10 protein-coding genes and 1 pseudogene are annotated in these 12,945 nt (G+C 40.4%); 7 read left to right on the top strand and 4 right to left on the bottom strand.

Going from position 1 to position 12,945, the window contains the following annotated elements; all coding sequences use genetic code 11:
- The 4 genes from NH454_RS21470 to ltrA form a co-directional block, all read left to right on the top strand.
- The coding region (locus NH454_RS21470) for a transposase (RefSeq protein ID WP_253040195.1) at positions 1-499 on the top strand (499 nt) is incomplete at its 5' end.
- 431 nt (positions 500-930) lie between these two features.
- Positions 931-1,332 carry a hypothetical protein gene (locus NH454_RS21465; RefSeq protein ID WP_235374263.1) on the top strand — a complete coding sequence of 134 codons (402 nt, stop codon included), beginning with the start codon at positions 931-933 and terminating at the stop codon, positions 1,330-1,332.
- A gap of 132 nt (positions 1,333-1,464) precedes the next feature.
- Positions 1,465-2,346: an NAD(P)-dependent oxidoreductase gene (locus tag NH454_RS21460; RefSeq protein WP_235374262.1), complete on the top strand. Its 882-nt coding sequence runs from the start codon at positions 1,465-1,467 to the stop codon at positions 2,344-2,346.
- A gap of 689 nt (positions 2,347-3,035) precedes the next feature.
- Positions 3,036-4,508 carry a group II intron reverse transcriptase/maturase gene (gene ltrA / locus NH454_RS21455; RefSeq protein WP_138558128.1) on the top strand — a complete coding sequence of 491 codons (1,473 nt, stop codon included), beginning with the start codon at positions 3,036-3,038 and terminating at the stop codon, positions 4,506-4,508.
- A 271-nt stretch (positions 4,509-4,779) separates the two neighbouring features.
- On the opposite strand, the gene NH454_RS21450 is transcribed toward ltrA, so the two are convergent.
- The 4 genes from NH454_RS21450 to tnpA all read right to left on the bottom strand — a co-directional run bounded on the left by NH454_RS21450 (position 4,780) and on the right by tnpA (position 9,591).
- Positions 4,780-7,377, bottom strand: coding sequence for a TraC family protein (locus NH454_RS21450; RefSeq protein WP_235374261.1), 2,598 nt, complete (start codon positions 7,375-7,377; stop codon positions 4,780-4,782).
- 14 nt (positions 7,378-7,391) lie between these two features.
- Positions 7,392-8,111: a TraV family lipoprotein gene (locus NH454_RS21445; protein ID WP_051501974.1), complete on the bottom strand. Its 720-nt coding sequence runs from the start codon at positions 8,109-8,111 to the stop codon at positions 7,392-7,394.
- A gap of 6 nt (positions 8,112-8,117) precedes the next feature.
- Positions 8,118-8,852, bottom strand: a complete 735-nt coding sequence (locus tag NH454_RS21440) for a DsbC family protein (protein ID WP_036973974.1) — start codon at positions 8,850-8,852, stop codon at positions 8,118-8,120.
- Between the two features lie 343 nt (positions 8,853-9,195).
- Positions 9,196-9,591, bottom strand: coding sequence for an IS200/IS605 family transposase (gene tnpA / locus NH454_RS21435; protein ID WP_235378277.1), 396 nt, complete (start codon positions 9,589-9,591; stop codon positions 9,196-9,198).
- A gap of 38 nt (positions 9,592-9,629) precedes the next feature.
- Here tnpA and NH454_RS21430 point away from each other — a divergent pair.
- From NH454_RS21430 to NH454_RS21420, 3 genes and pseudogenes are all read left to right on the top strand, one after another.
- A pseudogene (locus NH454_RS21430) lies at positions 9,630-10,856 on the top strand (transposase).
- A 438-nt stretch (positions 10,857-11,294) separates the two neighbouring features.
- Entirely contained in the window at positions 11,295-11,510 is a 216-nt protein-coding gene (locus NH454_RS21425) for a hypothetical protein (protein WP_036973973.1), read from the top strand.
- A gap of 84 nt (positions 11,511-11,594) precedes the next feature.
- Positions 11,595-12,392: a hypothetical protein gene (locus NH454_RS21420; protein WP_036973972.1), complete on the top strand. Its 798-nt coding sequence runs from the start codon at positions 11,595-11,597 to the stop codon at positions 12,390-12,392.
- The last annotated feature ends 553 nt before the right edge of the window (positions 12,393-12,945 follow it).

The following is a 12,945-nucleotide window of genomic DNA, read 5'->3' as shown; positions in this document are numbered from 1 at the left end:
GCTAAATAAAGCGCACTGGCATGAAATAGAAAAAGGCTATTTATACCCCGTAAAAGCGTTATCAACAGTCTTTAGGGGTAAAATGCTAGCGGAACTCAATGAATGCGATAGTTCATTCGCGAAGATATACACCCCAACAAAGTGGTGTGTGTATAGCAAAGCCTGTTTAACGTACAGTGAAAAGCTCGTGAGCTACCTTGCGCGTTACACCCGAAAAGGCGTGATGTCAGAATCGCGGTTCGTGTCAGCGAATGAGCAGTCAGTGAGCTTTAAATATCGCGACTATGCAGATAACAACCGCGATAAAGTCATGACACTGAGTTGTGATGATTTTTTACGGCGCTACTTACAACATGTATTGCCGAAAGGGTTTATGCGTATTCGCCACTATGGCTTTTTAGCTAATGCGTGCCGTAAGCGAAAGTTAGGGTTAATAAAGGCTCAAGCATCAGCAACCCCATTCAAAGCGGTGAAGCCGAAGGTGAGCAAGAACGACTAATAACGTATTGGCCTTGCCAGTCATGTAAAGTGGGTATCTTACGATTTATTGGCGTGATGAATTCAGACATGGCGACAAATAAAATAGCGCGAACGAGTTAGTAGCCTTGCTTGCTGCATCAAATCAATGAGTTAACCTGCTTAACTGTTCAGGCTAGTCGCGGCTGCGCGTAAGAAAAACATCCTTGCTTAACGGTTAAACATTCGGTTTAATAAATAGATAATAAACGCTGAGCAATGCAGGGAAAGCTTAAATTATAATAGGTAAGCTTATTAAACTAGCTGATTTAGCTAGAGCCTCTAAAAAGCAAATTCCCATAGCATAAATAGCACCAACTCTGACATACCGAGCAGATAGCGCCTCAGTCCAACAAGCGATTATGCAACACAAACTGCGTGTCGCATAAATACTAAAATGTTAGAAGACTAGCGGTGATTTATGAGCCTAAGGTTGTAAAAGTAGAGACTGATTTCGAATCAGACTCTACAGTAGACATTCACAGAATTACATTCGACATAGAATGCTTAAACATTGCTGTTAAATCGAAGAGTTGGAGTATAAAAGTTCATTTCGATGCTATTTATGGTTTTAGAGTGCTTGATGAAGGTGATTTAGGCGAGTTTTGGAGTGAATGTAACTTAAAAACTGGTTGGTGTTTTGAAGTAATCGACGGTGGCTGGAATGCACTGGAAAACACTAGAGAACACTTCATTACGGGTAAGCTATATCATCCGAGGGAATACCTAATTATTGGTTTAAACGAGTGTGTTTCGGTTTTAGCTTTTGAGCAACCAAAGGTAGTAGAAACATCGTCTTCTAACAAACCACTGTAGTCACTCGCTGGCGCTCGTTGGGACACAAATACGCAGGCTCCCTTCGCTTCGCTACGTATTATAGCCTGCGTATTTGTGCCCATAAGTGGGGCGTTAGCTGCTTTGAAGTCAATAATTAGTAAGGTGTAGTAAATGAGAATATTGGTAACAGGCTCAGCGGGTAGAGTGGGGCGTGCAATCTATATCAAGTTAATGCGAACACATGACGTAGTTGGCTTTGATAAAACACCTTGTTCAACGGCTGATTACATTTGTGATATTCGTGATAGTGCGCTGCTCAATGAAGCTCTTGAAAATATCGACGTAATTATTCATACAGCAGCCCTTCATGCTCCTCATGTTGGCTTATTGCCTGATTCAGAGTTTCAATCTATCAACGTAGACGCAACCGAGAAACTGGCTTTGGCCGGTATAAAAGCAGGCGTCAAGCATTTCATTTTTACCAGTACAACAGCGTTGTACGGTTATGCTTCAACACCTAAAGGTGTTACTGGCTGGGTGAACGAGCAAACTATTCCTCAACCGAAATCGATTTATCACAAAAGCAAAATTGCAGCTGAAATCAAACTTAAAGAAATTTCAAATCTGTTCAATCTTCCGGTGACAGTGTTACAAATGTCTAGGTGTTTTCCAGAGCCCGCGGACTTAATGGCTGTGTTTCGCTTAACTCGTGGTATCGATGCTCGTGATGTAGCAAATGCTCATTTATGTGCAGTAGAAAAACGTTTAAGTGGTTTTAATCGGTTTATCATCTCGGGTGCAACACCTTTTAACCCTTTGGATTGCGAAGCTTTGTATAACGATGCAAGCTCAGTTCTCGCACAAAGGTGTCCGGAGATAGCTTCTGCCTTTAGACAAAGAGGGTGGCAATTACCCGAAACTTTGGATCGTGTATATGACTCATCGTTAGCGCAGAACAAGTTAGGCTGGTTGCCAAAACATGGCTTTGAGAGTGTTTTAGAAATGCTCGATACAGAAACGGCAGAAGTTTTGCCAGTTTCAAAACGCAGCTAACAAAGCATTTAAGAGTGATTCGCAACGCTTGGCGTTTTCGCTTCGCTCGAGTATAGCCAAGCGTCGCTCACACCTTAATGCGGCGTTACCGAATAAATACTCTAACGTGTTTCTGTCCGTGCGACTTGAAGTCGTATGAAGCGCTGTTCACCGCGATAAGAGTGAACCATCTGTATCACCAGATGACCCTATGGTTCTGAATAAAGCAGCGAGCCAAACAATGTAACAAAGCCAATTTGGCGGGAAACAAATCGTGAGAGGCGTTTCTTCCTGATAACCACAATTGGGTAAGTGCTAGGGAATCAGTATGATGAACGTATGTGAATCCATGTAAGGTGCGTTATACGAGAAGCAGCGGAAGTGGTTTTATACGCTGTGGCCAAACGGCAATGGGAGTAGGAAAGAGATTGGACAGTGCTCTTTCGTGATCGACATGCTCTCCGCACTATAGTGGGCATCTAACCTGATATTGCGCGACATACGGAACAAGGTAAGCCTGTATTTCTCCCTATGGGAAAGCTATCTGTGAAGATTGCCGATAGTTGTGCAGGTAAAGGAGGTTGGAAAAAGCCAATGCTGCATTGTAATGATGTAGATACAGAATTGTTTCTGGCACGAAAGTGAGCCCACTTCCAACTGGTCTCCCGTTGCAAGATGATTTGAAGAACTTTATTCATGAGGAAACGCAAATGATGACTTCGCTTGAAGTTAGTGCCTCTTCAGACAAAAGCGAATGGCAATCCATCAATTGGACGGCTATTGAGCAACATGTGTTAAAGCTTCAAATGCGCATTGCAAAGGCAATTCGAGAAGGTAAACAAGGCAAAGCGAAAGCGCTGCAATGGATACTGACTCACTCGAAGTCAGCAAAGTTACTTGCTGTCAGACGAGTATCACAAAACAAAGGTAAACGAACAGCCGGTGTTGATGGCGTCATTTGGAACTCTGATGCACAAAAGCTTGCGGCAGTTAACCAACTGAGCAGAAAAGGCTATAAAGCCAAACCGCTCAGACGCATCTATATCCCTAAGAAAAACGGCAAATTCAGACCATTAGGCATTCCGTGCATGATAGACCGTGCGCAACAAGCGTTACATCTTCTAGCCTTGGAACCAATATCTGAAACCATTGCCGACCCAAATAGCTACGGGTTTCGACCGAATCGCAGCACGGCTGATGCCATTGCACAATGCTTTAAGTGTTTGTGTAAACCAAGCTCAGCGCAGTGGGTACTCGAAGGTGACATCAAGGCATGTTTCGATAAAATTGGCCACCAATGGCTGATAGATAACATTCCAATGGATACACGAATGTTGAAACAGTGGCTAGGGTGCGGGTTTATCGACAAAGGATTATTCTACAGAACAGATGAAGGAACACCTCAAGGTGGAATAATCTCGCCAACATTGATGTTACTGACGTTAGCGGGCTTGGAAAAGCAGGTTAAGTCAATCGCGCGTCAAACAGGCTCAAGGATAAACTTTATTGGCTATGCGGACGATTTCATTATTACAGGCTCATCGAAAGAGGTGCTCGTTAATGAGGTTAAACCGCGACTAGTTAAGTTTCTACAGGAAAGAGGGTTAACTCTATCTGAGGAGAAAACACATGTTACCCATATTGATGACGGCTTTGACTTTTTAGGGTTTAACCTTCGAAAGTACAAAGGAAAACTGCTTATTAAACCAAGCAAGAGCAACGTGCTGTCATTCTTAAGTAACATGCGTGAACTTATCAGAGCACACGCAACTGTATCAACGACAGATCTCATTAAACTAATGAATCCAAAGTTGCACGGTTGGGCGAATTATTATCGCCATTGTGTGGCAAAGCGAACCTTTACCTATGTAGGTCATCAGATCTTCTGGGCGTTATGGCGGTGGGCGCGGCGGCGTCATACCCGTAGAAGCAGAATGTGGGTTGGCCGTAAATACTTTCAAGGTTTAAATGGTCAATGGCTATTTCATGGTTATCAAATGATAAACAATGAAATACGAGTTCTCATTCTTGCTCAAATTAACAAAACGCCAATCAAAAGACACGTTAAGATCCGAAGTGCGTCAACCCCGTACGATCCTAAATATCGGGATTACCTGGGGAATAGGAAGACCAATAATTACGGACGAAATACTTGGATCCAACCTGTCGTAGCAAGTTTGTGACATTGCTGGGTGACATTATGTTGCCTTAGTGGAGGCTTGAGCCGTATGCGGTGAAAGTTGCACGTACGGTTCTTAGGAGGGCGGCACTTGGTAACAAGTGCCGTCTATCCGACAGAAACTTTTTAGTACCACGGTCAGCAATTAGTGCACAATTGACTGTCAGATTTAATTAAGTTCTATTAGTCCAACCATCTATTAGTCCAACCAGTGTTAGTCCAACCAGAAAGAGCAAGCTAAGACTATTTCAATATACGTGTATGTACAAAGGTAACTACCCCCTACCCTTCTCTTTATTTGCAAGCTCTAGAGCTTCTTTAATTGAATAACCTTGAGACTTAAACTTATCTACTAACTCCCTGTCATCTGGATCTGTTGAGTAAACTAGTTGAGTTTCTTTATCTACAAAAAGCTTAACTATTTCCCTCGATTGCCCGTATCTCACTAAGATTTCTGAGTAATGGCCCTTATCAGTATGAACGCTTTTCATTAAATCATAGTCTTGATCTGTACCATCATACGCTTTTAACTCTTTGAGTTTATCAACGGCTTCCGGTTCCTGGGCCAACATAAACTTCCATGGACTATTGTTAACAATGGCCATCCCTGCTTGGCTTTGGTAAGCATCAAGTAAGCTCTGTGTGATACAAATGCCAGCTGCACGTGTTTTCCTGAATCGACGCCAACCAGTTTCAAGGAACTCGGCTAGATAATTGATTTTACCCGGCTTGTCTTTAAGGTATTCCCAAGCTTCATCGAGAATGAAAAGTTTTCTTTGTTTGTTGCCTGATAAAAACATTGCATGTTGAGCTGCGTTGATAAGGCTCATCAGAACACATTGTGATAAGTGAGGTTGCGAGGATAGTTCATCCATCTCACAAACGATTAATCGTGATTTGAAGTTTATTGGTGGGTATTTCTTACCAAAAAAGTCTCCAAAAATTCCGCCTTCACACCATGGTTTTAGTTGGCGCCCTATCCTCTTTATTTCAACATCTTGGTGCTTTTCACACAGCTCAGAAAAGTCTGTGATTGATGAACTTTTCCCTTTAAGGTTCCAAAGCTCAGTGAGTACTGTAAGCATTTCTGTAGATTGATAATCACTTAAATCACCTGATTCTGATGCCATTGCTTTCAGCAAGGAATGAACCATTGCTGCTTGACCTTCTTTGCCATAAAAGTCGTCAATATTTGCAAATGGATCAAGTGAAAACTTCATGTTCTCATTGAAGTCAATGAATTGAGCATTCTTATACTGGCTTGCTAAGTTTTCATATGAGCGGCCTTTGTCAATAACAAACACTTGAGCGCCGTCAGTATCGCTGCCCACATCAAGCCGGCTTTTAACACCAGAGCCTAGATATGAAGTGATTAGCTTATTATTGAAAAATGACTTACCAGCTCCAGAGCGAGCGCAAATAAGTGCATTAAAGGAACCATCTGTTTCAAATATGTCTAAACCGAATATTTGCCCAAAGCGCGTGACAAACTCTAGAATTGGCCGTGAAGTGTTTCCTTTCCAACTCGCGCTATGTGGTAATAAAAATACAGCCCCTTTTGCCGTCCATTCATCAAACCGGTCTGATAATTTTATATATTCATCATCAAGTCCAAGAGGTAAAGCGTTTAAGAAAGTGCTAGGCGCCAAAATTGTTTCTATGTTGAACTTATACTCTTTACGTTTGAAGAATGCCTGCAGCTTCCTAGTCGCAGTGAATGTTTCTTTCTTACTTTCACCAAGGATTATTAAATCAAGGCTAATTTTACATAATCTTGAGTTTTTCAGTTCATCTTCGATTGCAAAATAATCTTGTGCCTGGTCTTTTAAGGTTGAAACCCACTCCAGCATTTTTCCTTTTGCTTGTTTTTTTAGCCATTTGTTACGGCGCTCAAATTCTTCATTTGCCGAATGAATACTTGGTAACTGTACGTTAAGCGTCATTAAATATGGGTTCCAAGCAACCGTTCGCTTGCCAAAACGCCAATCACCTAGCAGGTTTATAATATCACCGTAGTTCAAGTAATCGGGTGTTTGCTTGAGGGTCATGACTGAAGCAAATCCATTTGACTTCTCATCTAAAGATGAAAATTCTAGACCATATTCATCACGGTTAATTATTCCGCCCTGCTCTAATATTTGCGCACCAAGTGGGACAAGCTTGTTGATTTTTACTTTATCTCGCCAAAGCGCATTAGGTGAGTGATTGAAGAAAGTCTGCATTCTTGAAAGCCATTCTTCATCATTTAAAATCAATGGGGCTAAGCCTAACCCTTCGAATATTGAATATGTTCTATCTTTTATCTCTAGGAACTCTTTGAGCTCTTTATCGGAAGGGATAAAGTTTTTAACTGGGATTTTTACTGTGATCCAATGTTCAAAATCTCTTGGCCGGATACCTGATTTTTTATCAAGAGACTCTTTTCTTGCTTTAGAGTAATAATTAATTACTGATTCGCTCATTGCATCAGCAAGCTCACCGTCTTCACCACCAATCCGCTTCCCTCGTAGTTGCCTGTAACCATTTAGAAAGCCATCTATTCGTGGTAAAGCAGCTAGGCTTAGTTGAATTAATGTGTTGTGAGGAAACTCATCAGATAGAAAGCCTTCGTAGGCTGTTCTTATTTCGTTGTTTACCCCGTTAGTTGGTTGGCAGGCGATAACAAATCCAATGTATCCCCCTTCCATTAAGAACATTTGATATTCTTTAATATATTCCATTACACAGTTTAATTCTGCGGCTTTATTACCTCCGAGAAGCTTTTGCTGATCTTCAATGGTGCTTCGCCAAAGGGGGCCAGCAAAATTCTGCTGGGTTTCTTCGATATCTGGATTCAATATCTTTTCGATAGCTTCTTGGATTTTATTCAGCATGCTATACACCTATTTTACTTATTAGCCTCAGGCTGAGGTCTAGAAATGCTCAACGGATCGATACCTTTGGCCATAGTTTCTTTTCTTTGGCTTGTTACTTTGCTTTTCTTTATTGTTTGAAATGGTAATACTCGACTTGGGCGCATTTGAGCTTGATGGCCTGTTACCCAGCGTCTTGGTTGTAATTCAACATAAACGAAGCCTGGAATATTCAAATCTCCAGACTTATCTTCCCAAGCAGCAACATAAATACGCATTGCTTTAGCTTCTTCTAGAACAGCGAGAGGCTCTGGCGCGATATCATTTGGAACGTAATTGAAAGTTCTTAAGTCATCTAACTCATCGTGTGATTGTTTCGAATATGACATTGTGTCATTGCTAGCGATACCAACAATGTTGGCTTTGTCATAATCCTGTGCGTTTTGTCTTCGCAAACTTCTTGGTTCATATACGTATGTGATGTCTTCCCCTTCACTATTAACGTAAATGATTTTTTGGTTTCCTTCTGAATTTGACTTTTTTTCACCTTCGTTTTTTGCATATTCTGCAGTCATCATGTGCTCAAGGTGGTCTTGATTGTTGGTTAACTCATAAACCTCCATCGGCCCTTTACAGAGACCAAGTTCTGGTTTACCTGCACATGAAAATTCCTCTTCACCAATCGTAAATGCTGAACACCCAGAAAATAATGAGGCTATGGCTAGAATTGAGCTGATTTTAAAGATTTGTTTCATTGCTAGTTACTCCATCTCAAGCCATGCATCAAAATCGCTTGGTAGCCCATTAAAGGTTAAACCATCTTCACGAACTAGGAATGGGGTCCCTCTAGCCTCAAGCAATCCCATAACGATAGGTGCTTTTTGAACAGCCTTGGCATCGCAGTCTTCTCTCATTTCTGTTGCTAGTTTTGTCTTGTTCATAAGGTCGATGACAGCTTTAGATTTATCAACAGCGCAATTTAGGCGTTTAGACTCAAGTAAAGATTGGCTGCCCAGCATCGCTGTTAGTACAAAGTCGACATTGTACTTTTCTGGAGATTGCTGAATTTTATTGAACAGGGCGTGGCAGTATCCGCAATTAGGGTCAACGAATATTGTTGCTTGCTTGGGTATGTCTTGGTTGCCAAATGATAGTGTTGCAAGCTCATCTAGTTTTACGCCCATTTTTTCAAGAGGGACACGGTGAGCATTTCTTGCTTCGCTCAATTCATCAATAGTTCGTCTAAACCATGTATCAATTAACTGCCCTTGAAATACAAAGCGGCCATTCTTAGATACAAAATATGTTTGTCCTGATTTAGTCTTAACCAGCATTAAGTTTTCAACAGGGAGTTCTTGAATACCTTCGATATCACCTTTTTGAGAAAGAGTTTGTTTTAATTCTTTCGGATTAATTGATTTCGCCATTGAAGATACGCTTAAAAGACTTACAGTTGCTAATAGACCAATAGCCGTAATTGTTTTCTTTAGTGACATTGTGACTTACTCTTTAAATTGACATACATGTCATTGTAATCTTGGCTATAGAGTGAAAAGGGGGGATTAATTACTGATTTTTACTTTTTTTCATGGATTTGGACAAAACAGAATTTTACTAACTCGATGGTTGATATGCTTGTTTAATCAACAAATTAAGGTGAATTTAGGATACTCAAAGCTCTAAATACTTAGTTTTAGGCATGATAAAGCCTTAGGTTGGTAAAATACTGATCTAGGGTTAAGGTTGATATATACCAACCTTAACGAATAAAGTTTATCGAAAATTCACCGAGAAAACCCCGTGATCAGAGCGAAGTGATGTCGCGGGGATGAATCGGTGTCACCCCTTCTCTTGAATATATTTTCGTATTATCTCTGCACTAGCATTTCCTACAGAACACACAAAGTATCCATCAGACCAAAATGTTTTCTCTTTCCAAAATTGGTTTTTGAGGTAAGGAAATGATTTCCAGATTTTAGTAGTTGTCCCTTGTTTAATCCTCCTTGCGTACTGGCCTACAGAATATCGAGTGCCGATTGTAATCAGCATATGAATGTGATCTTTGTCTATTTCAATCTCTTCGATCCTGAAGTCAGAAGATAGAGAAACATCGAAAACCGTTTTCTTAACAAACTCACCCAGATTTCCGTTTAGTAAAGGTTTTCTGTACTTAACTACCAGAATTAAATGAAGTGCAATTATATATTTGCAGTGAGATTTAGTTTCATATTCCAACTTGACAACTCGACCTTATACAGTAGTCTATACAGTATATGAAAAAGACGCTCAGATACAACTACAGGCTAAATCCTACGCCAGAGCAAGAAGCTAAGCTTATTGAGTTTGGTGCGACAGCGCGTGGCATTTGGAATCTGTTGTTGTCTGAAAATATGCGTCGATATGAGTACGATAAGACGTTCTTGTTTTACAAAGAAATGGCCTCGCTTCTTAAGGAATTAAAGCCTTTCGAAGAGTTTGCGTGGATTAAATCTTTTGATTCAGCAGCGGCTCAGCAGGTTGCTCGCGATTTAGAAACTGCTGTTAAGAATGCTTTTTCAAAGGTTCGTTTGCAGCGCTTTCCAAAGCATAAAGTCTCATACAAAAAGAAAAAACTTCACAACGACTCGTTTCGAGCCGTCAATAATTCCAATTGCATTCGAATCGAAAATGGCGCTATCAGTATTCCGAAGGTCGGCAAAGTGCCAATCGTTCTGCATCGTGAGCTAGTGAGCAAAATTAAGACCGTCACTGTTCAATATCGTCACGGAAAATGGGAATGCAGTATCACTCAGGAAGTGGAATGCAAAACGGCTAAACAAGTTTTGGAAACTATCACTGGCTTTGACATCAACTCAAAGCAAACGGTGGTTGGTTCGAACGGTTTCGTGGCCGACAACCCGAAGTTTTTAAAGCAAGCAATAGAGAAGTTAAATCAATTGTAACGCCAGCTTGCACGTCGAACCAAAGGTTCAAATCGCTGGCAAAAAACAAAACAACGCATCAATAAATTACACGGTAAAATCTCAAGGCAAAGGCTGGACTTTGCGCACAAAACTTCACGACAGATAACCAATGAAAATGATATTTTAGTGTTCGAAGATTTAAACGTAAAAGCGATGCAAAAGTTCAATGGTAGTATGGTTGCAGATAACGTGATGGGTTTGATCACTCAGCTTTCAAAGTACAAAGCTGAGCTAGAAGGCAAGCTCTATCATGAAATAGGTCGTTTTGAAAAATCCACTGGAATTTGTTCGGAGTGCGGGCAACGCCATGTTTTAACATTGAATGATAGGCGTTTTACTTGTGCGGCTTGCGGAGCGTATCAAAGCCGCGATCTAGCTGCAGCTAAAAGCATAGCTAGTACAGGTGAATTAGATATAATTGCGGCTGGAATCGTCGCAAGGGTAACACCCGCATCTCAGCAGAAACAATCTGTTAAAACGAAAGTCTTTGAATTATCGAAGTTGGATTTTGGATCTGAGAAAAAAGAAGCTGCCTAGCTGTTAAGCTAGACTGTAGAAGCCCTGTGATCAGAGTGAATCGATGTCGCTGGGTAGTTCACGTTTCGATTAAGACCATAGTAAGTCCGATTCCATAACGCGCACTTTTGAAATAATTAACCTCGAATAAGTGGCGAATTCACCCTGAATAATTTGAGTTAGCATTATGTAACTATTTGATAGTATGGTTTTTTTTGTTTTTTTGTGGCTGGCGAATATTTAAGGTTTTTTATAATTGATTGAGGTTGGCTTTATGATTTTTCGAGTTTATATTTTGGCGAATTCACCTTGAATAATTAAGTGTAAATATATTTTAGTTATTGTTCTGTATGACTTTTTTTTAAAAATAATCGTGGAGAATATTTAGTTATCATTTCAATCAAAGCACGTTCTATATCCTATGTGACCATAGTTACAAAATTTAAGTTGGAGTGTGAAGTGAGTGTTTTCAAAGTTAATCCAATAGACATCATTGATAGCGTTGTTGTTGGAACAGTTAACCAAGTAAGTAGAGAGAAATTAGTTGCTCAAGCCTTTTCTTCATCTGTAGCTGATATAAGAGCTCTAATTGAAAATGAGCGAGCAATAATTACTTCTTTATGTTCGTTTGGGAAAGACTCGACAGTTACACTGCTAATTGTGATGGAGGCTTAACGTCAAGCTATTGCAGCAAAAACCATTGAACCAGAACGCCCATTGATCGTATCGACAGTTAATACAAAAGCAGAAGCGATACCTATGCAAATGTTTGTTAACTATGCCAGTAAGAGAATGCTTGAATATGCTAAGTCTGTAGGTATCAATATTCAGTTTAAATTAGTCCAACCTTCATTGAACAATGAATTCTTCATTAGGTACGTTGGTGGCCAGAAAATTCCAGCAACACCAACTCGCTCCGGTGATTGCTCAGTAATTTTAAAGGTTAACCCAAACGAACACTTTGTTAACTCTCTTGTAGAGTCTATTAGGCACTCAAAGAAGTATGGCTATTATGCCAGTTCACCAATTATTTCTTGCTTAGGTTCTAGGGAAAAAGAGTCTTCGCGTAGGTCAAAGAATATGGAGCGACACAATCTAAAAGGTAAGTCTGCAGAAGATTTAATGAACTCAATGACATCACAGTCTATTGGAAACTCAAAAGTCTACAATTATGCTCCAATTCGTGACTGGGAGACTGATGATGTATTTCTTTTGCTCAGCTTGGCTGGTTCAAAACCACTACAAAGATCTTGCTATGACATACCAGGTTTCTTATCAAACTTTGGTCTTTTAATCGAGATATACGGTAATGGTACAAGTGAGACTTGCGAAATTGCTACAGGTCAAAGTGGTGGGGCAGGTTGCAATGGCAAAGCACGCTACGGGTGTTCTATTTGTACTATCGTTTCAAAGCAAGATAAAACAGCTACTAACCTTGCAAAGTTGAAACGTTGGGAAGTGCTTGGTGTAGAAAATACATTAAGGCTAAGAGATTGGCTATTTAGAATTAGCTCTAACATGAGCGAGCGCTCCACGCTCGGGCGTTTGATACTGTAGGGTACAATCGTGTTGCTTTGCAACCGAATACTTTAAAGCCTAAGCATTTAGATAAAATTGTAAGGTACGCCTGCCAGCTAACACAAGAAAGCATTTCTCATTCAGAGCGTTTCAAATCTTTAGTAGAGCAGGGTAGAGAAGCTGAGCATGAAGGTGTTCAGTGTATTCAAAACGATGTAACTCTACCCCCTAAAATAAAGAAAGCTTTTTTTAGAAATGTATACAGAAGCCTTACTAAACCCTCAGAACCTTAATTACTACTTTAGTGAAGTACATGCCGTGCTTTTATCTTTTCGGTGGTCTTTGGATGGTATCGGAGCAGCACCATTTAGGCCTTTAGCTATTTGGAAACAGATTGAGCAAGGAAAAGGGTGGATACCATACCCAAAATTGAACATTAGGCTTGCGCAATCTCACCCTTTCAAAGGCGAGTCAAGCAAGAGGTAACTAGTCTTTTTTCTGACTTAAAGCGCGTGAAGTTTTTACGGCTCTTTCACTTGGCGGTGTGTTTTGATTTTCAATGTACTGCTTAATTACATCCAAACTCGCGCCG

This window comes from Pseudoalteromonas sp. Ps84H-4 (assembly GCF_024124645.1).
Classification (GTDB): Bacteria; Pseudomonadota; Gammaproteobacteria; order Enterobacterales; family Alteromonadaceae; genus Pseudoalteromonas; species Pseudoalteromonas lipolytica_C.
The sequence above is the reverse complement of the archived record's forward strand: the minus strand, read 5'-3'. Positions and strand labels throughout refer to the sequence as shown.

Coding starts and splice junctions, on each gene's coding strand:
- NH454_RS21460 (WP_235374262.1), top strand. CDS start 1,465: ATGAGAATATTGGTAACAGGCTCAGCGGGTAGAGTGGGGCGTGCAATC.
- ltrA (WP_138558128.1), top strand. CDS start 3,036: ATGATGACTTCGCTTGAAGTTAGTGCCTCTTCAGACAAAAGCGAATGG.
- NH454_RS21450 (WP_235374261.1), bottom strand. CDS start 7,377: ATGCTGAATAAAATCCAAGAAGCTATCGAAAAGATATTGAATCCAGAT.
- NH454_RS21445 (WP_051501974.1), bottom strand. CDS start 8,111: ATGAAACAAATCTTTAAAATCAGCTCAATTCTAGCCATAGCCTCATTA.
- NH454_RS21440 (WP_036973974.1), bottom strand. CDS start 8,852: ATGTCACTAAAGAAAACAATTACGGCTATTGGTCTATTAGCAACTGTA.
- NH454_RS21420 (WP_036973972.1), top strand. CDS start 11,595: ATGCAAATGTTTGTTAACTATGCCAGTAAGAGAATGCTTGAATATGCT.